This window comes from Wolbachia endosymbiont (group A) of Hylaeus communis (assembly GCF_947251915.1).
Lineage (GTDB): Bacteria > Pseudomonadota > Alphaproteobacteria > Rickettsiales > Anaplasmataceae > Wolbachia > Wolbachia pipientis.
In genome coordinates this window covers 1,135,042-1,156,560 of the sequence record NZ_OX366396.1, presented here as the reverse complement: position 1 = coordinate 1,156,560, position 21,519 = coordinate 1,135,042, and the positions used below count along the sequence as shown (strand labels likewise).

The window sequence follows — 21,519 nt, the reverse complement described above, 5'->3', positions numbered from 1 at the left end:
GTGAACTTAAACCTTTTTAACTAAGATTTCATTATCAAGAGCGTACACTATTAGCTCATCATTTTCTACTACTTCCCCTGATAAAACTAATTTAGCTAAATTATTTTGAATACACTCTTGTATAACCCTTTTTAAGGGCCTTGCTCCATATTCAGGGTCATAGCCAGTTTGTGCTATTAGTTCTTTAGCTTCCTGCGACAAACTTATACTCAGTTTACGCTTAGCAAGTGTTTTTTGTAAATAAGAAAATTGAACATCTATAATTTTATAGATGTCATTTCTGGTTAAACTGTGAAATATAATAATTTCATCCAGTCTGTTTAAAAATTCTGGACGAAATGTTGATTTAATTATCTGCATTACCTCATCTTTTACAGACTCAGCAATCCCCTTTAGCATTATCTCAGCACCAAGATTAGAAGTTAAAATCAGTATGGTATTGCGAAAATCAATCAATTTGCCATGACTATCAGTGAGTCTCCCCTCATCCAAGATTTGCAGCAATAGATTAAATATATCTGGATTTGCCTTTTCTATCTCATCAAATAAGATTACCTGATATGGTCTTCTCCTCACTGCTTCAGTTAATCTGCCACCTTGTTCATAGCCAACATACCCTGGAGGCGCGCCAATTAACTTTGAAACAGAATGTTTTTCCATATATTCTGACATATCAAAACGCAAAAGCGCTGATTGATCGTCAAACAGAAATTCAGCAAGGGCTTTTGCCAATTCTGTTTTTCCAACTCCGGTTGGACCCAAGAATAAGAATGAACCAAAAGGTCGATTAGTATCTTGCACACCAGAGCGAGAGCGCCTAACTGCATTACTTATCGCTTCTATTGCATCTTTCTGCCCTATTACTCTTCTTCCTATTTCATTCTCCATGTTGAGAAGTTTTTCCTTTTCGCTGTGCATCATGTTATCAACTGGAATTCCTGTCCACTTTGAAACAATGTTTGCAATATCATCTCCAGTCACTTCTTTCTTTAAGAAACTATCAGTAACCTTTTCCTGATTTTTTAATTCATTCTCAAGCTGAGGAATCACACCATACATCAGCTCTCCTGCTCTTCCCAAATTCCCACTACGCTGAACTAATTCCAACTCTTTTCTAGCGTTATCTAATTTTTCGGCTGTTTCTTGTATTCTAGCTATTTTATTCTTTTCCATCTGCCATTTGCTGTTCAAGTCAGCAAATTTACTGTTTAGATTTTCGATCTCTTCATTTATCTTTTTTAAACGCTGTTTAGAATTTTCATCACTTTCTTTTTTTAAAGCCTCTGCTTCAATCTTTAGCTGTATAACCTTTCTCTCAAGTTCATCAATAACTTCAGGCTTGCTATCCATTTCAATTCTCACCCTACTTGCTGCTTCATCAATCAAATCAATTGCTTTATCAGGTAAAAACCTATCTGTTATATATCTATTGGACAACGTTGCAGCAGCAATTATTGCACCGTCTGTAATTCTTATACCATGATGCACCTCATATCTTTCCTTCAAACCCCTGAGTATTGAAATGGTATCAGTTTCAGTTGGTTGAGAAATAAACACAGGCTGGAAACGCCTTGCAAGCGCAGGATCTTTTTCTATATGCTGACGATATTCATCTAAAGTTGTGGCTCCTATACAGCGAATTTCTCCACGCGCAAGAGCAGGCTTCAGCAGATTCGAGGCATCCATTGCACCACTTGTTGCTCCTGCTCCAACTAAAGTATGAAGCTCATCTATAAACAAGATAACTTTTCCCTCCGCTTTCGAAAGCTCATTAATAACTGCTTTTAACCTTTCTTCAAATTCTCCTCTAAACTTTGTTCCAGCGATTAATGCACCAAGATCCAAAGCTAAGACCTTTGCATCATGCAAACCAAGTGGTACATCGTTTGCAACAATTCTATTTGCAAGCCCCTCAACTATTGCAGTTTTTCCAACACCAGGTTCACCGATCAGCACTGGATTATTTTTTGTCCGCCTCAGTGATACCTGCATAGTTCTTCTGATCTCTTCATCACGACCAATTACAGGATCAAGCTTTCCTTGCATAGCAAGCTCTGTAACATCTTTTGTATATTTCTTTGCCGCGTTTAATTTTTCCTCACTGTCTGGCGAGTCCGCACTGCTGCCCTTTCTCATTTCTGCAACAACTGAGTTCAGTTTTTGTGGAGTCACACCATTCTCTGCCAGAATTTTGCCTACAGTATCATCTTTTTGTGCAGTGAGGCCCTGCAGTAAACGCTCGACAGCAACAAATGAATCTTTATTTCTCTTTGCAATACCAATTGAATCTTCAAAAACTTTTGCTATTTCTCTTGAAAGTTGAAGGCCACCACTTCCTGGACCTTCAATTACTGGCAACTTTTTTATTGCACTATCCACAGCATCGGAAATACTCTGCACATTTCCACCACAAGCGTTTATCAAATCCTGAACTAAACCTGATTCATCTTCAAGCATCACTTTTAGTAAATGCTCAGGCATAAAAATCTGATGCCCAGCTCCCAACGCTTTCATTTGAGCACTTTGAATTAGACTTTTTGCTTTTTCGGTAAATTTATTTAAGTCCATAACACCAGTTAAATTCGTATTTGCTGATGTATATAACAACTGATTTCATAAATTTAAACCTAAAGTTGTTTATTGTTAGGTATGAAATTTAAAACTTTCTTAAAAAAGGAACTATCATAGTAACCATACAAATATCTTGTATCTCAAGACCTTTGGTTTTTGTTGCTGAAAATGGTTGTATTATTTAAGTTATTAACAATATACAATACTAAGTTAATGTAATTTATTTGGAGATGACAGGAAAATTTATTTTAGAGGTTGTCCGGAAACAAGTAAAAGGCTATAATATCTGAAATTTTAGTACGGGGTAAAGATGAGAAAAAAGTATCCAACAGATCTAAGCGAAAGGGAATGGGCAAGAATAGAAAAACACTTCAGAGTATCATACAAGAAAGGAGGAAGGCCGCCAAAGTATAGCAAAAGAGAAATATTAGAAGCAATTTTCTATGTATTGCGTACAGGGTGTCAATGGCGGTATTTACCAAATGATTTTCCGCTATGGAAGACTGTGTATGAGCAGTTCAGGCAATGGAAGAAGCAGGGAATTTTTGAGAAAATGAATTATGAAATTACAAAATATAGTAGAAGAAAAATAGGAAGGAATGAGCAGCCGAGTGCCTGTATAGTAGATAGTCAATCTGTAAAGACTACAGAAAAGGGGGGATCAAAGGCTATGATGGAAGTAAAAAAGTAAAGGGTAGAAAAAGGCATATAATTACAGACACTCAGGGTTTTATACTAGGTTGTTACGTAGGCGCTGCTAACGAAAATGATAGAGATGGTATTAAAATAGCATTAAACAATATGAGAACAAAATATACTAAAGTTAAAAAAATGTGGGCTGACATGGGATACCAAGGAAGAAATTTAAAGAATCACATAAAGGAAGAATATGACATAGATATTGAAATTGTTAAAAGGCCTCCATGTAGATTTTGGGTGCACAAAGATACGCCACCTGAGCTACTACCAACAAGAGAACAAGGGTTTAAAGTACAGCCAAGAAGATGGGTTGTAGAAAGGACTTTTGCTTGGGTTAATAGGAATAGAAGGCTATCGAAGGAGTATGATTTACTCACAACATCCACTGAGAATTTCATATACCTAGCTATGAGTAGGGTTATGTTAAAGAGGGAATATGCTTGAATTTACTTGTTTCCGGACAACCTCTAACTTACATAAATCTAACTTCTATATAAATTTGCACTCTACAAAACAGCGATTATTTTTGGGTTCACAAGAGACCATAGAGGTTTGTTGTAATAAGAGTTATAGCATTTCTCATAATAGTCCGAACAGGTCATAGGAAGGCAGAATCAACAGCACGACGAAAGGATTCGAATAGAGGAATGTTTTTCCTGGCTCTGTTTTTTATAGCAAACCAATGATGCTCAATTTTGTTGAAATCTGGAGAATAAGGCGGCAGATACAAAATTTCTGCACCAACCCCTTTAGCAAGCTCGATAATCTTATCAGACTTATGAAAAGTAGCATTGTCAAGAATGACAGTCTGTCCAGGTTCCAAGATCGGTGTCAAAAATTGCTCAAACCATCCATTAAAAACATCCATATTACAGTGGCCTTCAAAGGTTAACGGAACAACTATCTTTCTTCCACTTAAGGCTGCAACCATACTGATTCGTTGAGTTTTCTTTCCAGATTTTAAGGCATAAAACCGCTGTCCTTTCTGGCAATATCCGTAGGGGTAGTCTTCGGTGTTATCAATGCCAGACTCATCTATATACACTAAGTTTTTAGGTTCTTTTGTCGCTATAATTTTCAAAAATTCAGCACGTTTTTCTTCGTTTCTTTCCTTGTATCCATATGTCTTTTTTTGCGCGTAAATTCAATTTTTTTAAGGGCTCGATAGATCGTTTGGATACTAACGTTGTTCCAAAGTTTAGCCATTTCCGATAGAGTCTTTCCTCCGTGTTCTCTGGCAAATTTGGCAAAGGTATCCCAGTCGGTAATTTTGTGATTGTAACCCCCATTTCCAAGTTTTTTTGATTGAAAGTCTCCTGTTTCTTTTCTTCTTTGCTGCCACTCCCATAAAGTAGTTCGTCCAATCTTAAATCTTGCTGCCACTGTTTCTCTGCTTTCTCCTTCGTCTAGCGCTTCCATTGCTTTTTTTCTTAAATCATAACTATATGCTGCTGGCATTCAACCTCCTTATCATCATCTACCCTTATCCTATCACATCCGGACTTTTATGGAAAGAGCTATAATTGGAAGCGCCTTTTGCTAGGGTTTAAGGTATGCCACATCCGTTCATTAAATAAGGGAGTACATAAAATCACAGAATAGTCTTAGAAACGCAATTACCGGTCGAAAACGTTTATTTTTAAAATTAGATCTACTTCATCAAAATTAATGCTGTTTATTCGAATACTAAAAATGCAATAGATTCAACTTTTATTGCAGTTTGCCAGCCAAAAAGATCATAAGAAACAAAGTTTTTCCGGTATTGCAGAGCGCGGCAAGAGTACAAAGGTTGGTTTTTCAGCCTTAAGTCACACTTTTCCTTAACTTGGCCGCGTACGGTTTATTGAACACTTTTCGTGATCAAGTTAAGTAGCTGGGGGAGAAAAAGCTGAACGTACCTGTTGCACAGCATTGTCATAATCCTTACTTGTTAATGGCTTCAAATCACCTAGTTTTGATGCTACTTTTTCTATTTCTCTATTTGTACTAGTCGTATTGTTTTTAGGATACTTAAGAGCTCTATTAAATAGTTGAAGATTATCTGCAGCCTCTTGTCCATGCTGAACCTTCTGTATTTGATCTAAAAGATCTATTTCACTAGTATCATCAAATGACTTAAGACTACCACTGATAAATTGAATCTTATTGCACATCATGCCTATATCAAAATCAGAGCCTCTACTGCTATAACTCCATATTGAATTTTTCTTATTATTTGTTCTTTTATATAACTCCGGTGTTGCCAGATTCTTGTCTCTAGGAATAATATCATTTTTATCACTGCAATACAGATCACCCTTTTCAGACATGTTTTGATAGTAACAATAACAGTGTAGAATTTCAAAGCATACTTTATATATACTCTCTTGAATATCCTGTATTTTTTCTATATCTCCACATTTTTTAACTACTTCTCTAAATCGTTCTTCATCATCTATACCTTTCTTAAACTCCAAGATTTTTTTCAATTTTTCACTATTTAGTTCTGTTTTATTAGCATTATCTTCTGGATAAACTGCATTTAAAATAGCAAGTAAGTGCTCTTCTTTAAGCGGTGATATGAAATCATTAAGTAATTTTTGGTAAACTTTAGACTGAAAATAATGAGCTATACTATTTACAGCGTATTGTTCTGCCTTATCTTTATCTATAACATTTTCATAATTACAACTAGTTAACTCTTTTATTAGAGGAGAATTTTGCAATTCTGTAAAAATAGATAGGTCATTAAGAACATTAACATAAAATTTCTCTTTTGTAATTTTTTCCTTCTCTAAATACTGCTTAATTGTAGAGTCACTTGAAATCAGATTAAATATTATACTAGATATATCATTTGAACCAATCTTTTGATCATTCGAAAATAATGACTGTGCGTGATCATATACTTCTTTAGCCCATGAATTTTTCTCATTAATGTACTGAGTTATTTGTTCTTTCTGCTCTTTACTTAGACCAGTAGTTACAACTAATTTATTTAATAAAGTTTTTATAGTCTGGTTTAGTTGGTTCAATTCTTCTTTTCTTTCTTCTTTTACGAATTCATGTAGATTTTCCATTATAAAATCTGTGCTACTTTTAACCTTATCTCCTGTTAAAGAAAGGATTTTCTTCAATGCCAATCCATTGCTAATAATATCTTTATATTTATAATTTTGAATTATATGTGCGTACGTTCTTTCATTTATCAATTCATCTTTTTTTTCGTTATTTTCTAGTTTTTTTACTTCTTGTTTAAACTCTTTGTATGAAGAATGCGTTTTGAACCAGTAGACAATTTTTGTGATAAATTCTAAAATGAAAGTTATCACGTGAGCTGAAGTAGGCAGATGATAATTCTTTTTTATATTATCTCTATAAGAATAAAGTATCTTATATGTATCATTTAGAACATCAATAAAATCGTTTTTTGTCTTTTGATTATCGTGATTATTTTGATTGTATAAATCCTCATACTCATTCCAGATAATTTCAATTAATTTATTTTCTAAATGATTAGAATGAATTTCTCCTGATGGCTCAGTATTTATATCAATATAATCTTGTATTTGTTTTGCAATCTTAGATCCAAGTCTTTTCACTAATTCTTTATGATGTTTCTTATCAGCTTTATTTAGAGCTTTAATGTAGCCATTTCTTGTTAGCTCATTAACATCAAAACTTACTTTTACTCCTGATTTTGTAACAAGATAAAAAATTGGCTGTTTTGCCCAATTTAACCCTCTATTTCTACCAAAAGCCTGTATAATTTCAGCAGGATCGTTAATATTGTCATCTGTTTTGTCTGTGATAAGGCCAACACTACATAAATTTAGATCATTAAATCCAGTAGTCTTTTCGCTAGTAATATAAGAGCCTATAAGCCCCTTCTTACATAGCTTATCAACTACTTTTTCAGTGTATTCTGCAGAACAATAATTAGGTTCATAATAATATTGTTTCGTTGTATCATCTAACGCCTCTATAGTACTTAATTTATGTTTTGTAAGATTCTTCTCTTTATCATGATTATCATCAGATAGTTTAAAGCTTTTTTCTTTTAAGTTAAAAAATGGCTTATTATCCTCAACTTTTGTAGCACTCTTTTGTAAACCATTAACTAAAAAGATAGTTTTATGCTTTTGACAAAATTCTTGTAATGCTAAAAGAGGACTATAGGAGCAGTTATCTGTCCCTAAATATTGGTTATGAATTCTTTTATCAAGTGCCCAATTATCAACAATCATTTTAAAGAATTCATCGTCATCATTCCTGGTTTGTAATAAAGCCTGTAAAACTCTTATTTCTTGAGTTGCTATACTCTCAGCTATATCTTGTGGAATACCTTCACTAATCAGATCTTTTGATATTTGATCCATGTGCTCTTCAGTATCTCCGATATTTTTGGATGATAATTTTGCCTTAACTTCTTTAACTAATGAGTCTAAATCGTGGCGTCTTTTGTAATCTAAAGTAATACTATCATAACCAGTGAGATATGAGATAGTATTTTCAATGATACCATGTAGAACATGAAATTCTTGATATTTTGCAGCATTACTGGAATAATCTACGTTACTTTCTATAAAATTTTCTGCTTTATTTGAATCATACCCATGATAATCAATCAAATAATTACGTAAGCCTGCTTTTCTCAATTCTTGTTTTGATTCTTCATATTTTTTAAATATAGCTTCATCTAACTCTGCTCCATGAGAAGATAAAAGACTTAATCCGAAAAAATCATATACATTTTCACGAGAAACTTTATTTCCGTTTTCGTATGCACTACCAACCTCATTACCATTTAGCATAAGATGAAAATTTACTACTGAGTCATGACTACCGCGTCCGACCAAACCTAGAAACTTTTCCCCTATTGGAAGATGAACATTCCATCTTATGCTTTTTCTAATATCACCTTCATTACCATCTGATACATAAAAAGGATCAGTAGTTTTTCTATAGATTACACATTCCTCAATGCTACCAATGCATTCATGTGCTGAGCTCAATCTTTCTTTCTCGATAATACTAGCAAACCATAGTGCTATCCTTTCTCCAAAATTAAATTTGGATCTCTTCTTAGCTGCCTGGATACGGCTTTTTGCTGTTCTAGTTTTTACAGCAGGTGATTTAGAAATACCCTGCTCTTCTTTTTCTTTAAGAGAAAGATTTATAATACAACCAACTCGTTTAGCAATGACTTCTGAAGGTGTAGCAGTTAAAAATGCGATAGGATTTTTTAAATTTTCAATATTTCTTTTATATAGTTCTATCTCAGTTGCCTTATGTGCTTCATCAACACTAATCCACCATTTATTATTTTTAATGAATATAGTTTCAAACTCACTTGATTTTTCTTTGAATAGAATATCATGAGTAGTGATGATATGTGAATTAGGATCTATATTATCAATTTTACCTTTATCACCTAATTTGACTTTATCAGTGATACTTTTTGGTAATAGCCTACAAAAATCTTCTCTTAGTTGATGTGCTAAAGCATCCTGATGAACTGCACAGACTCCATGATAACCTGCTAAATCTAATACAAAAGTCCATAGTGCTTGTGTAAATGATTTTCCAGATCCTGTTGCCATAGCAATTAATACATCAGGATTTTTTGTATCACCATTTACATAATTTATCATTTGATAAAGGTTGGATATATGTATTGGATAGAGATCAATTTTGTCTGGTCCACCGATAATATGCTCATCTATTTTAGTATTAAAAGCATAATTACCGTTATTATCACAACTAAACGTCAATTCATGTGAACTACATAAATCAAGGAAATCATCGTCATTATACTTATTTTTCGGTTTAAACTCAATGTTTTGAGTCTGAGTTCCTTGACTGCTATCACTTTCATAACCTGAATCTTCACGGTCAGATACTATAGTACCAGTAATCTTTACATCATATTTATCATCAGAGTTTTTTTCTATATGAATTTTGCAATTCTTTTTTCCTATCTTTACTTGCTTAGAAAATTTATCTGCCTTTTCTTCCTTAATTGACTCTGTTACGTATTCATTTAATGATAAGCCCCTCTTGTTATTTATAGTAAAATAACTGTTTTTTTTATCATTAATTATATCTAGCAAAAGGTATCCTAGATATACTTTTTTTCCCGCTTTAACAATATTTTCAATGTCTAGCTTCTGCTTTTCAATACTCATAATAGATTTTATATAATTAACAACATTATTTATGTACAATTATATGCAAATAGTATAAAAAGTCAATTAATACTACAGAATATCCTAATCATTGCTATTCAAGACCGCTTCGATAGAGGAAAAGGCATAAATATATGGTATAAGCTCATACAAACAGGCCGCAATAATAGGGTGTATACATCTAACTGCTATGGTTTTACAGTATTGAAATCAGTCAAAAAATCATCTCGTACATCATAAAAAAATTTCTCTACTTAAGTTTTGTATAACCTGTTGTAAGTAGAAAAAACAGAAAATTTTTGATTTTTTTTGAATACAGCAACATATAAACTTTATAAGTTCTATAGTGCATTTTTTATATTAACTAAATCTCTTAATTGATCGTTGTTAAATTCTGTAATCCAACTCTCGCCACTACTTATAGTTAGGTTTGCTAATTCCTTCTTGCTTTGAATCATCTCATCAATACGCTCTTCAAATGTACCTGTTGAAAGTAGCCTGTACACCATGACATTACGTTCTTGCCCGATACGATAGGCCCGATCTGTTGCTTGTGCTTCCACTGCTGGATTCCACCATAAATCGTAATGTATTACATGGTTTGCTGCTGTTAAATTAAGCCCTGTTCCACCAGCTTTTAAAGATACTATAAGAATATTTGATTGGAATGAATTTTGAAAGTCATCAACCATTTCGTCTCGTGCTTTACGGGACAGTCCTCCATGTAAAAATGGCACTTTTGATTCAAACCTTTCTTCAAGTAGCCTAGCTATAATCTCACCCATTTCAGTGTATTGAGTAAATATCAATGATTTTTCTGCAACTTCACCAATACTAATCAATATTTCCTCAAGCATCTGCATTTTACCGGATTGTTCAATACTCGCACGCTTTTTCTTGCCAAACTGTGATGGATGGTTACAAATTTGCTTTAAAGCATTGATAAGTTTAAAGATTAGTCCCTTACGTTCAATCCCTTCACTTTTTTCTATCTTCTCCATAGTTGTATCAACAACCTTTTGATAAAGCGCTGTTTGCTCTGAAGTGAGGGAACAATAACGATTATTCTCAATTTTATCTGGTAAATCCTGAATAATGCTTTTATCACTCTTAAGCCTACGTAACATAAAAGGGCTAGTGATTTTCATAAACCTTTCTAGACAAATTTTATCTCTTGCTTTTTCAATCGGTGTTGCAAAGCTGCTTTTAAACTGCTTAGGAGTACCAAGATAAGATTTGTTGATAAAGTCAAAAATGCTCCAATACTCAAGTAACCTATTCTCAACAGGAGTACCGCTCATTGCTATTCTATGCGTTGCCTCAATAGCTTTAATTGCCTTGGTTTGTTCGGTATTAGGATTTTTTATATTTTGTGCTTCATCAATCACGAGCAAAAACCAGCGAATTTTATTAAGTTCTTTTTTATCACGACGTGCAAGACCATAAGATGTTAGAGCTACATCATAATCACTTGCCAATTCTCGATTTTGTCCGTGATAGACGAAAAGCTTTAATTCTGGTGCAAAACGTTCCATCTCTCGTTGCCAATTACTTAATATGCTTGTGGGAGCTACTACCAAGACTCTGTCCCGATCCAAAAACCCTATATTTTTGCAATACAGAATAGCTGCTATAACCTGTAATGTTTTACCAAGACCCATATCATCAGCAATTATGCTACCAAACCCGTTTTCTATGTTCTGTATAAGCCAACTAAATCCGCGTTCTTGATATGGGCGTAGTTGTGCTATTAGATTATTTGGTGTAGTAACAGGTGTGTAAGTATTAAGTTTATTAAATAAGCTTGTAAGCTGCTGGTCAAATGCTACTTTAGTTTCATTTACTTCTCCTGTTAGAGCAGCTTGCATAAGCTCTGCTTGACTTAAATAATCAGGCAATTTATCAAGTTTTTTTAATAAAGCTTCTACCTCCTTATCATCCAAAAGCACATACTGATCGACTATTCGCACAAGCCCTCGGGAATCTTTTAGCAATTTTTTAAATTCTGTAACGCTTAATTTTTTATCTCCTATTGCTACTTTCCAATCAAATTTCAATAAATTTTCCAGCGTTAAAAAACTTTCGCGATCTTCTTTTATTTTATCCTTGGCAGACAAACTAAGACTTAATTGTGGTTTGAAGATTTTTTGCAAAGATTTCGGCAAGATAACCGTTATACCTATTGCTCTTAGTACTGGTACAATACCCAGGAATAAAGGTGCAAAATCATCTAAATTAAATGATAACTTGCTATTGCTATCAATCGATCTTTCTAATTCAGGTATGTATTCAGATAAGAGTGCAAGATCAGATAAAATACTAAGCTTTACGTTTTGATTAGAAAATGCTTTTTCCAGCTTTATGAATGACTTCTCATCATCCAGTGATAACTGTACCTCAAGTTCAAATTTTTCATGGTGATCTTTTATCATTAGATAGAATTTGTAAGGCTTATCTGCTAAATAAAGACGTGAAAGCCAGAGATTAATTGCTTGCGGTATTTCCTTGTTGCTAAACTCAGTAAACTTGTATGGTCTTCCAGTAAAGAATAATTCAAAGATGTCCTTATCTCCATACTTATCCAGAGATGCAGGAAAGTTATCTTCTATATACCCTAAAAGGATGAAAGAGATAGCAACATTTACTTGTTCCTCTGGTTCCATAGCGATTTCTTGATATTTAATCAATAGAGGCGGACAAATAGATGATATCTTGCTATGAATTTCCTTAACTGACTCATTAAACAACGCCGGAATCCACCTAATTATAATTTCTCCTCTTTTGTTTTGTAATACTTGTGGTATTAGCGCTGACTTTTCCATCAGCATATGTGCAAACTGTGAAATCATATGCATGAAGCGAAGTTCAGGATTAAGCCTGTGAAGTAACGAATTAGGAATGTCGTTTAAAAATCGCGCTATATCTTTCAATACATTTCTACTTAGCATAAATACATTAGTTGTACCATTGCTCACTTGAGTAAGGTAATGCTGATCATCAATGAATAGTTGAAATGTTTTCCAATTCTCAATATTTCCCCATCTTTTAATAAATAGCTCCTCTTCTGATAGTTCCTTCTTAGAAGCTGGATAGTACACTAACTTTCCTGCAGGATACTTTTGCCAGTGCTTATAAGCTATCTGTAAAATATTATGGAAGTTTTTTTCAAAAAAAAGTGGATTATCTGTTAAAATACTACTGATACAATCAAAAAGGTTAGGAATAGTTGATAAATCAATATCATTTAAAATTGCTTGGTTATGTATTCTAATTTTAGAACATGCCTTAAATATATCATCTATCTTTAAAATGTTTTGAGCATTTTCTAATTTTCCATTCCCAAAATCATCGATAAGTGCTGACAAATTACAATTATGAATATTAAAAATCATGAAGGGGTTTTTATCAATTTCTGCAGCAATAAGATAAATTACAGCAGCAATATGTTTACAAGGCATAGCCCAATCAGGACAGTTGCAATTTGCATTCATCTCTTCCCAATTTGAAGGAAACAATTTAATCCCAAGATCATTAAGCTTATCAAACAAGCTGGTTGGTAATTGCCTATTTATTAATTTAGATAGTATAGAAGGTGAAGTTTCAATAATTTGACGAATGGTCTGTTGTTCTGATGAGCTTAATTCATTGAGTATAATTTTGACTTTATATGGTTGAGGTTTTGAACCACGATATGGGTAAGATCCTGAGCTATGAACTTTAGCTGTAACTATGTGACCATTAATTTTAATACCAAAAGCTCGACCAGTATTAGCACAAGTTCTGCCACGTGGAAGACGGTTATCATAATCAATTCTATTGAAGCACTGAAGCCATTTCTCTCCCCACCATGTTCTTCCATAAATAGCCATTTTATAAAATCGTATATCTCAATATAAATAAATTGAATATTAATCTTATAGATAATTTTTCTAAATATATCAAACCCACCTTAGAGAAAACAACTATAGTGTTTCTTCAGAGCAAGCTACCAATTTTAGAACGAATTAACATCAATTAGAGGTTGTCCGGAAACAAGTAAAAGGCTATAATATCTGAAATTTTAGTACGGGGTAAAGATGAGAAAAAAGTATCCAACAGATCTAAGCGAAAGGGAATGGGCAAGAATAGAAAAACACTTCAGAGTATCATACAAGAAAGGAGGAAGGCCGCCAAAGTATAGCAAAAGAGAAATATTAGAAGCAATTTTCTATGTATTGCGTACAGGGTGTCAATGGCGGTATTTACCAAATGATTTTCCGCTATGGAAGACTGTGTATGAGCAGTTCAGGCAATGGAAGAAGCAGGGAATTTTTGAGAAAATGAATTATGAAATTACAAAATATAGTAGAAGAAAAATAGGAAGGAATGAGCAGCCGAGTGCCTGTATAGTAGATAGTCAATCTGTAAAGACTACAGAAAAGGGGGGATCAAAGGCTATGATGGAAGTAAAAAAGTAAAGGGTAGAAAAAGGCATATAATTACAGACACTCAGGGTTTTATACTAGGTTGTTACGTAGGCGCTGCTAACGAAAATGATAGAGATGGTATTAAAATAGCATTAAACAATATGAGAACAAAATATACTAAAGTTAAAAAAATGTGGGCTGACATGGGATACCAAGGAAGAAATTTAAAGAATCACATAAAGGAAGAATATGACATAGATATTGAAATTGTTAAAAGGCCTACATGTAGATTTTGGGTGCACAAAGATACGCCACCTGAGCTACTACCAACAAGAGAACAAGGGTTTAAAGTACAGCCAAGAAGATGGGTTGTAGAAAGGACTTTTGCTTGGGTTAATAGGAATAGAAGGCTATCGAAGGAGTATGATTTACTCACAACATCCACTGAGAATTTCATATACCTAGCTATGAGTAGGGTTATGTTAAAGAGGGAATATGCTTGAATTTACTTGTTTCCGGACAACCTCTTAGAGCTCTTTCCATAAAAGTCCGGATGTGATAGGATAAGGGTAGATGATGATAAGGAGGTTGAATGCCAGCAGCATATAGTTATGATTTAAGAAAAAAAGCAATGGAAGCGCTAGACGAAGGAGAAAGCAGAGAAACAGTGGCAGCAAGATTTAAGATTGGACGAACTACTTTATGGGAGTGGCAGCAAAGAAGAAAAGAAACAGGAGACTTTCAATCAAAAAAACTTGGAAATGGGGGTTACAATCACAAAATTACCGACTGGGATACCTTTGCCAAATTTGCCAGAGAACACGGAGGAAAGACTCTATCGGAAATGGCTAAACTTTGGAACAACGTTAGTATCCAAACGATCTATCGAGCCCTTAAAAAAATTGAATTTACGCGCAAAAAAAGACATATGGATACAAGGAAAGAAACGAAGAAAAACGTGCTGAATTTTTGAAAATTATAGCGACAAAAGAACCTAAAAACTTAGTGTATATAGATGAGTCTGGCATTGATAACACCGAAGACTACCCCTACGGATATTGCCAGAAAGGACAGCGGTTTTATGCCTTAAAATCTGGAAAGAAAACTCAACGAATCAGTATGGTTGCAGCCTTAAGTGGAAGAAAGATAGTTGTTCCGTTAACCTTTGAAGGCCACTGTAATATGGATGTTTTTAATGGATGGTTTGAGCAATTTTTGACACCGATCTTGGAACCTGGACAGACTGTCATTCTTGACAATGCTACTTTTCATAAGTCTGATAAGATTATCGAGCTTGCTAAAGGGGTTGGTGCAGAAATTTTGTATCTGCCGCCTTATTCTCCAGATTTCAACAAAATTGAGCATCATTGGTTTGCTATAAAAAACAGAGCCAGGAAAAACATTCCTCTATTCGAATCCTTTCGTCGTGCTGTTGATTCTGCCTTCCTATGACCTGTTCGGACTATTATGAGAAATGCTATATATGGCTCACAGTCAAAAAAAGCTCAATGTTAATGTAAGTTTTGACAGTAAATTGGCTCAGTATCTTACAGAAATGGCAGAGACTCAAAATAAAACTATTCCTGAAGTTTTAGTAGATTTAGTGGAAGAAGAGTTCGAAGAAGATGTAGAGCTATCCAAAATAGCTGACGATCGCCTCTCTGAAGGTGAAGAAGAAGTAGAGGATGATGAAAACATCTGGAAATAAAACTTACACTATAAAATTCTTAAAAAATGTTATTGAAAAAGAAATTCCAGCTCTTCCGGCAAAGATTAAATTAATGGTTCAGGAGGCCATAAAGAAACGCCTTACAGTTGATCCTTTTAATCTAGGAAAGCCTTTATGTCATAGCTTTAGAGGGCAATATAGGATAAGGGTTAGCAACTACTGTATAATTTACAGCATAAATCATTCAGAGCGCAGAGTACTTATTACTGCAGTGGGGCATAGAAAAAACATTTACAAACACAGGAGATTACACAATTAAAAATATAAGAAGACAACTTAAACCTTACCGCTGCAACTCGTGCAAGCCTTAGATCGCTTCTGGACTTTCTATCTTCAATATAGAGCCTTTGGAAGAAATGAGTTGATTTTTTTTGTTACAATATGTAATGATCAAAATATTATTCAAAGTAGGGTAAAGTTATGACAATCAGTTTTAGGGAGTATTCAACTGTATTGACTGAAGTTGCGGAACAGACAGATTTAAATGGAAATAACATAATTGAAAGAATAAAAGGGCATTAGCATAGATCCCGCTAACAAGCAGCGGGATGACGGTTGTCAGGGTGTCAGGCTAGTACCTTCTCTTGTCATCCCAGTGCCCAGACACTGGGATCCAGAAAAGTTTGCTTGTTCACAAGCAAACTAGCATGGAAAGTGGTTACAACATTTTCGATGAGATTATATGGAAAACTGTATTCCAGTGTCAAGCACTGGAATACATCAGAGGGGCACTGGAATGACACCCTTTACGGGCTCTTATAGCCTTTCTTATAATAGTCCGAATGCGATAAGATATGTGTTTATGGCTATAGCAGGCCAGTAGCATATTACGGTCTGTTCGGATTATTGTAAAAAGAGCTATAAGAGGTTGTCCGGAAACAAGTAAATTCAAGCATATTCCCTCTTTAACATAACCCTACTCATAGCTAGGTATATGAAATTCTCAGTGGATGTTGTGAGTAAATCATACTCCTTCGATAGCCTTCTATTCCTATTAACCCAAGCAAAAGTCCTTTCTACAACCCATCTTCTTGGCTGTACTTTAAACCCTTGTTCTCTTGTTGGTAGTAGCTCAGGTGGCGTATCTTTGTGCACCCAAAATCTACATGTAGGCCTTTTAACAATTTCAATATCTATGTCATATTCTTCCTTTATGTGATTCTTTAAATTTCTTCCTTGGTATCCCATGTCAGCCCACATTTTTTTAACTTTAGTATATTTTGTTCTCATATTGTTTAATGCTATTTTAATACCATCTCTATCATTTTCGTTAGCAGCGCCTACGTAACAACCTAGTATAAAACCCTGAGTGTCTGTAATTATATGCCTTTTTCTACCCTTTACTTTTTTACTTCCATCATAGCCTTTGATCCCCCCTTTTCTGTAGTCTTTACAGATTGACTATCTACTATACAGGCACTCGGCTGCTCATTCCTTCCTATTTTTCTTCTACTATATTTTGTAATTTCATAATTCATTTTCTCAAAAATTCCCTGCTTCTTCCATTGCCTGAACTGCTCATACACAGTCTTCCATAGCGGAAAATCATTTGGTAAATACCGCCATTGACACCCTGTACGCAATACATAGAAAATTGCTTCTAATATTTCTCTTTTGCTATACTTTGGCGGCCTTCCTCCTTTCTTGTATGATACTCTGAAGTGTTTTTCTATTCTTGCCCATTCCCTTTCGCTTAGATCTGTTGGATACTTTTTTCTCATCTTTACCCCGTACTAAAATTTCAGATATTATAGCCTTTTACTTGTTTCCGGACAACCTCTAAATTGTAACTATAAATGTTTAAGAAATTTACCAAATAAAAAAAAGGCAAAAGAAGCCTCGTGGTGGTTGGCTATTTACCATGTACTAAAATACCGGCGTTTTTTTTATTCTAAAACGCTTGATTAAGAGCGATTTAGCTGCTTTTAACTTGCAACTAACCTACACCGCAAGTGTTTAAGAAATTTACTAAGCAGGAAAAAAGGCAAAGAAACCCCGTAGTAGCTAGCATTCAAATTCTCCCTTGTCAATTTGACGTTTTTTGCTGTCTTAAACGCTTTGTAAGCGCGTTTCGGCTTATATAGATAAAAACCTAAAAATTTTTAAAGACATGCGATGCACGTAGTGCGAAAAATTAAACATGAGACGCCAAATACCCTAAGTTTTTTGTCATTAACCTGCACAGATTGCGAAGATAAATAAATAGCTTCAGTTTCATGATAAGGGGGTTGGCGAAGGGTGTCAAGTAATTCCGTTCCTTATGGGTAAAAAAAGAGAAACTCTAAGTTGCAGCCGCACAATGTTTCTCTTTTCTGCTGTTGATGATTATTTCGCCTATTGTAACTGCCGCTAGAATAAAGCAATAATATACCTGTGTTAATAAAGAAATAGGTGATACAAAAGCTATACTCCCTGCTAGCAATAGTTGGGAACCATAAGGTAAGATACCTTTTGTAGCACAAGCAAAAACATCTAATAAGTATGCGCTGCGATGTGGCGCAATACTGTGTTTTTGTGCAAGCCTTTTTGCAATGCCACCACTTAGTAAAATAGCAATGGTATTATTGGCAACTAAGGTAGTAAACATAGACGCAATTCCTGCTATCACAAATTCAGCTTTAGTTTTTGTGATATTGCTTTCATCGATGAGTTTATGCAACGCTTTTTGACCTTGCTTGTACATTATATGGCTCAATCCACCGATAAATAGAGCAAATATCACTATTTCGTTTACTTTTTTGAAACCGTCATACACGTCATGAGGAAATTGAATGATAGCATAGTCAAAAAAAGTTATTCCTAGCACACCAGCAATAATTATGTTTATAGTTATTGTTACTAAAGTGGCGACTTCAAGCAGCCCCATGATTATTAAAGAAATGTAAGGAATAATTTTTATTATAGAATAATAATCTAAATTTGATATAGAAATAATTTTTGTACTATTTGAGGCAACTGCTAGGTAGATGAGTGTTATAATGCTGGCAATAAGTGCAACTTTAGAGTTCATTTTAAGTTTATCTTTTGCTGAAGCTTCCTGTGAAGAAACAGATGCAATGGTGGTATCAGATATCATCGAAAGGTTATCGCCAAACACGGCACCACCTACTACAGTTGCAGTTCCTATTTCGAGACCAAAAGCTCCACTTTTTGCCAGATTAACAGCTATAGGTACCATCAGCGCAACAACTCCCATAGATGTGCCAATTGCAGTTGAAATAAAAGCAGAAGCCAAAAATACTCCAGGCAGCAGTAATCTTGCTGGAAGGAAATTAAGAATTAAATTAGCAACAGTGTCTGCGCTACCGATTGATTGAGTCACCGCAGAAAATGCTCCAGAAAATAAAAAAATTAAACACATAGTAAGGGTGTTTTTGTCACCCATGCCCTTGATAACAGTATCGATGTTATGCTGAATTTTATTTGTACCACGTGAGACAGCAAAAAATAGTGCTGGTAATAAGCAGATTACTGGTGAAACCTGATGAAGTGGATTATCAGTTCCGATAAAAGAAAAATAAGCACCACTTCCAAGATACAAGATTAAAAAAATAATCAAGGGGACAAAAGCTGTCATTTTACTGTACCTAAACTTATAACTATAACTAATTAAGTGGTTTTAAGCAAGTTTGGTTTTCACTAGTTCTACAGGAAGTCAATAGCAGAGTTTTAAACTTCATATTTAATCTACTAAATAAATAGCACATGTAGCTTATTGCTTGACAATAGGATCTAATTGTTGTCTAGATTCCAGCATCACGCGCACAACTGTACGAACATTTGTTTGCGAAGAAATGTTATAGCTGGTTTTGCTTCAAACACAAAGATATCATCCGAGTAGCTGAATACTTGGATCCAGGAAACTTAATTGCAAGTAATGCATTGGGTTTGGTAAGTATGGGTTTTGCGTTATAGAATGAAGCACTTTTGGTGAATTTGTAAAGAAAACTGGATTCCAGTGGGCTTTGTTGCATCGCTAGCTATGATGGATTAAAGATAAAAAAGATAGGGAATATCAGTAGCTTATTATTCTGGTATTTATAACAAGAACGGTCAATGAATACCTAAATTTGAGTAAAAGAAATTTCACTACCATTTACCAATCCGGCTAAAATTCAAGAATTTCAATGCTTTAGCTATTTTCAATAGAATTAAATTTATTAATATAAATAACAAATTACTATTCTTAAATTTGATCAGATTGATTGCAAAAAAACAAGATTTTCAATAGGTTGCTTATAATCCTAACTATAGTTAGCCTTTCATAAGTAGCGATGCAACAAAGCCATCCCAGTGTCAAGCACTGGGATGACAAAAAAAGGAGCACTGGAATGACACCCTCTTGGGTAGAAATTAACGTTACGCACTGCCCAGTTCATTTAGCTACAAATATTAAGAAATTTACCAAATGAAAAAAAAGGCAAAAGAAGCCCCGTGGTTGGCTAATTACTTACATTATACTTTCAAGTATGGCGTTTTTTTATTCTAAACGCTTAATAACCGCGATTTAGCTGCTTTTTAATGCAACTAACCTTTAGTCATAAATGTTTAAGAAATTTACTAAACAGAAAAAAAGGCAAAAGAAACCCTAGGGTAGCTAATTATTCACTATCCATTTTTTAAGTTGGCGTTTTTTGATGTTTTAAATAGCGTATTTCAGCTTGTATAGGTAAAAACCTAGAAATTTGATAAAGACATAGAGTGCACATAGTGCAAAAAATTAAACATGAGACGCCAGATACGTGAGTTTTTTTGTCATTTAATCTGTACAGAGAAGATAAATAAATAGCTTCAGTTTCATGATAAGGAGGCTGGCGGAGTTTGTCAAGTAAGTTTTTATTTCTAGCGGTTGTTGCCAAAAACTATACAAGAAGTCTATTGAAATTACGTATATCAATCGTTGTAAAATCACACAATTGCTCTGTAGAGCTATGCCCTGTAATAATTACTATACCATTTTGCTCAGAGCGTATTGAGATTAGGTTCAGCACTAATTCACACGTTGCACTATCAAGATTACAAAATGGTTCATCTATCAGCCAAACGCTTGCATTAGAAATCAAGAGGCGAGCAAGTGCAACTCTTCTTCTCCAGCCTGCAGAAAGTTCGCCATATCTAATATTAAGTACAGGCTGCAACTGCAAACAACAAATAGCTGCCACAATCAGTTCTCTAGTATTTCGTATTCCTGCCCAGAATTCTACGTTTTGAGCAACAGTTAAGCTATCTTTACAGGCATTCTTATGGCCTATATAGACCATAGAAGATATATAGGATTTTGGATCATCATATATATCTTTTCCGCAGTGCCTTATATTGCCTGATACCGGCGGTAAAAGTCCAGATAAACTTCTAATTAAGCTGGTTTTACCACTACCATTTGGACCAGTGATTAGAATCTTTGATTTTAGCTCAGCTTTAAAACTGAGATTCTTAAATAGTACCTTATTATTACGAGTGCAGGATAAATTTTCACATTCAAGCATGGATTATCTGCCCTTCCCCTTATGTTTACCTTGAGTTGAAGCCTGAGCTTTTACAAACAGCTCCCAAAATCCTTTCTGTCCGCCTTCTCTATGTATCAATTGTGCAAAACGCTGCATTAAACCATTACCCATCATAACCATCTTTGTCCATTTACCTACCGGTTTTGCTATGTCAACTATTTCTGGATCTTCTTTATAAACTTGCACATCTTTTTGTTTCTCGCGTAGCGTTTCTTGTTGTTTCAGCAACTCTTTTTGCTTATTTTTTTGATATAATTCATTGAATTTTCTGTCTTCTTCCCACTCTTCTTTAAAAACTTTTCTAGGAAATATGATTTTTCTAATGCGATTTTTGTATATTTTTCTCAAAAAGAGAAATACTGCAGCGACAGCAAGTAATGTTACGCTATATAATATGATCTGTGTAAGTGGCATTTCCTGTATCTAATTCATTAAAAATA

At 34.3% G+C, this 21,519-nt stretch carries 12 protein-coding genes and 1 pseudogene; 5 read left to right on the top strand and 8 right to left on the bottom strand.

The genetic code is table 11. The annotated features are described in order from the left end of the window. Window positions 1-6: 6 nt before the first annotated feature. Entirely contained in the window at window positions 7-2,568 is a 2,562-nt protein-coding gene (gene clpB / locus OPR52_RS05700; RefSeq protein ID WP_265037984.1) for an ATP-dependent chaperone ClpB, read from the bottom strand. A 313-nt stretch (window positions 2,569-2,881) separates the two neighbouring features. Here clpB and OPR52_RS05695 point away from each other — a divergent pair. Next, window positions 2,882-3,714, top strand: a protein-coding gene (locus OPR52_RS05695) for an IS5-like element ISWpi1 family transposase (protein ID WP_094189578.1) whose coding sequence is annotated in 2 segments (ribosomal slippage) — window positions 2,882-3,251 and window positions 3,251-3,714 — 834 coding nt in all. Because the reading frame shifts where the segments join, the coding sequence is not laid out codon by codon here. A 154-nt stretch (window positions 3,715-3,868) separates the two neighbouring features. Here the strand turns inward: OPR52_RS05695 and OPR52_RS05690 are convergent. The 3 genes from OPR52_RS05690 to OPR52_RS05680 form a co-directional block, all read right to left on the bottom strand. Continuing rightward, window positions 3,869-4,728 (bottom strand): IS630 family transposase gene (locus tag OPR52_RS05690; RefSeq protein ID WP_265037751.1). Its coding sequence is split into 2 segments (ribosomal slippage): window positions 3,869-4,404 and window positions 4,404-4,728, totalling 861 coding nucleotides; the frame shifts between segments, so codons are not numbered across the junction. A 407-nt stretch (window positions 4,729-5,135) separates the two neighbouring features. After that, window positions 5,136-9,437, bottom strand: coding sequence for a DEAD/DEAH box helicase family protein (locus OPR52_RS05685; protein ID WP_265037842.1), 4,302 nt, complete (start codon window positions 9,435-9,437; stop codon window positions 5,136-5,138). A 341-nt stretch (window positions 9,438-9,778) separates the two neighbouring features. After that, complete coding sequence (locus OPR52_RS05680; RefSeq protein ID WP_265037844.1) at window positions 9,779-13,306, bottom strand: DEAD/DEAH box helicase; 3,528 nt, start codon at window positions 13,304-13,306, stop codon at window positions 9,779-9,781. Window positions 13,307-13,513: 207 nt separating this feature from the next. On the opposite strand from OPR52_RS05680, the gene OPR52_RS05675 reads away from it, so the two are divergent. From OPR52_RS05675 to OPR52_RS05660, 4 genes are all read left to right on the top strand, one after another. Then, window positions 13,514-14,346 (top strand): IS5-like element ISWpi1 family transposase gene (locus tag OPR52_RS05675; protein ID WP_265037890.1). Its coding sequence is split into 2 segments (ribosomal slippage): window positions 13,514-13,883 and window positions 13,883-14,346, totalling 834 coding nucleotides; the frame shifts between segments, so codons are not numbered across the junction. Window positions 14,347-14,435: 89 nt separating this feature from the next. After that, window positions 14,436-15,295 (top strand): IS630 family transposase gene (locus tag OPR52_RS05670; protein WP_265037751.1). Its coding sequence is split into 2 segments (ribosomal slippage): window positions 14,436-14,760 and window positions 14,760-15,295, totalling 861 coding nucleotides; the frame shifts between segments, so codons are not numbered across the junction. A gap of 31 nt (window positions 15,296-15,326) precedes the next feature. Further along, window positions 15,327-15,551 (top strand): hypothetical protein, encoded by a 225-nt coding sequence (locus tag OPR52_RS05665; RefSeq protein ID WP_010962565.1) that lies wholly within the window; start codon window positions 15,327-15,329, stop codon window positions 15,549-15,551. Next, window positions 15,532-15,831 carry a type II toxin-antitoxin system RelE family toxin gene (locus OPR52_RS05660; protein ID WP_077188096.1) on the top strand — a complete coding sequence of 100 codons (300 nt, stop codon included), beginning with the start codon at window positions 15,532-15,534 and terminating at the stop codon, window positions 15,829-15,831. The genes OPR52_RS05665 and OPR52_RS05660 overlap by 20 nt, the downstream gene beginning before the upstream one ends. 629 nt (window positions 15,832-16,460) lie before the next feature. Here the strand turns inward: OPR52_RS05660 and OPR52_RS05655 are convergent. The 4 genes and pseudogenes from OPR52_RS05655 to OPR52_RS05640 all read right to left on the bottom strand — a co-directional run bounded on the left by OPR52_RS05655 (window position 16,461) and on the right by OPR52_RS05640 (window position 21,493). After that, window positions 16,461-17,293: pseudogene (locus tag OPR52_RS05655) on the bottom strand (IS5 family transposase). Window positions 17,294-17,853: 560 nt separating this feature from the next. Then, a complete protein-coding gene (locus OPR52_RS05650) occupies window positions 17,854-19,149 on the bottom strand; it encodes a Na+/H+ antiporter NhaC family protein (RefSeq protein ID WP_236514769.1) in 1,296 nt (431 codons plus the stop codon). A gap of 1,285 nt (window positions 19,150-20,434) precedes the next feature. After that, on the bottom strand, window positions 20,435-21,058 hold the full coding sequence (gene ccmA / locus OPR52_RS05645) for a heme ABC exporter ATP-binding protein CcmA (protein WP_264723327.1): 624 nt from the start codon (window positions 21,056-21,058) through the stop codon (window positions 20,435-20,437). 3 nt (window positions 21,059-21,061) lie between these two features. After that, entirely contained in the window at window positions 21,062-21,493 is a 432-nt protein-coding gene (locus OPR52_RS05640; RefSeq protein ID WP_006279891.1) for a hypothetical protein, read from the bottom strand. Between the last annotated feature and the right edge of the window lie 26 nt (window positions 21,494-21,519).

What these genes read in the sequence shown, in the direction of transcription:
- OPR52_RS05680 (WP_265037844.1), bottom strand. Translation starts at nt 13,306, where the DNA reads ATGGCTATTTATGGAAGAACATGGTGGGGAGAGAAATGGCTTCAGTGC.
- OPR52_RS05660 (WP_077188096.1), top strand. Translation starts at nt 15,532, where the DNA reads ATGAAAACATCTGGAAATAAAACTTACACTATAAAATTCTTAAAAAAT.
- OPR52_RS05685 (WP_265037842.1), bottom strand. Translation starts at nt 9,437, where the DNA reads ATGAGTATTGAAAAGCAGAAGCTAGACATTGAAAATATTGTTAAAGCG.
- OPR52_RS05665 (WP_010962565.1), top strand. Translation starts at nt 15,327, where the DNA reads ATGGCTCACAGTCAAAAAAAGCTCAATGTTAATGTAAGTTTTGACAGT.
- OPR52_RS05640 (WP_006279891.1), bottom strand. Translation starts at nt 21,493, where the DNA reads ATGCCACTTACACAGATCATATTATATAGCGTAACATTACTTGCTGTC.
- OPR52_RS05650 (WP_236514769.1), bottom strand. Translation starts at nt 19,149, where the DNA reads ATGACAGCTTTTGTCCCCTTGATTATTTTTTTAATCTTGTATCTTGGA.
- ccmA (WP_264723327.1), bottom strand. Translation starts at nt 21,058, where the DNA reads ATGCTTGAATGTGAAAATTTATCCTGCACTCGTAATAATAAGGTACTA.
- clpB (WP_265037984.1), bottom strand. Translation starts at nt 2,568, where the DNA reads ATGGACTTAAATAAATTTACCGAAAAAGCAAAAAGTCTAATTCAAAGT.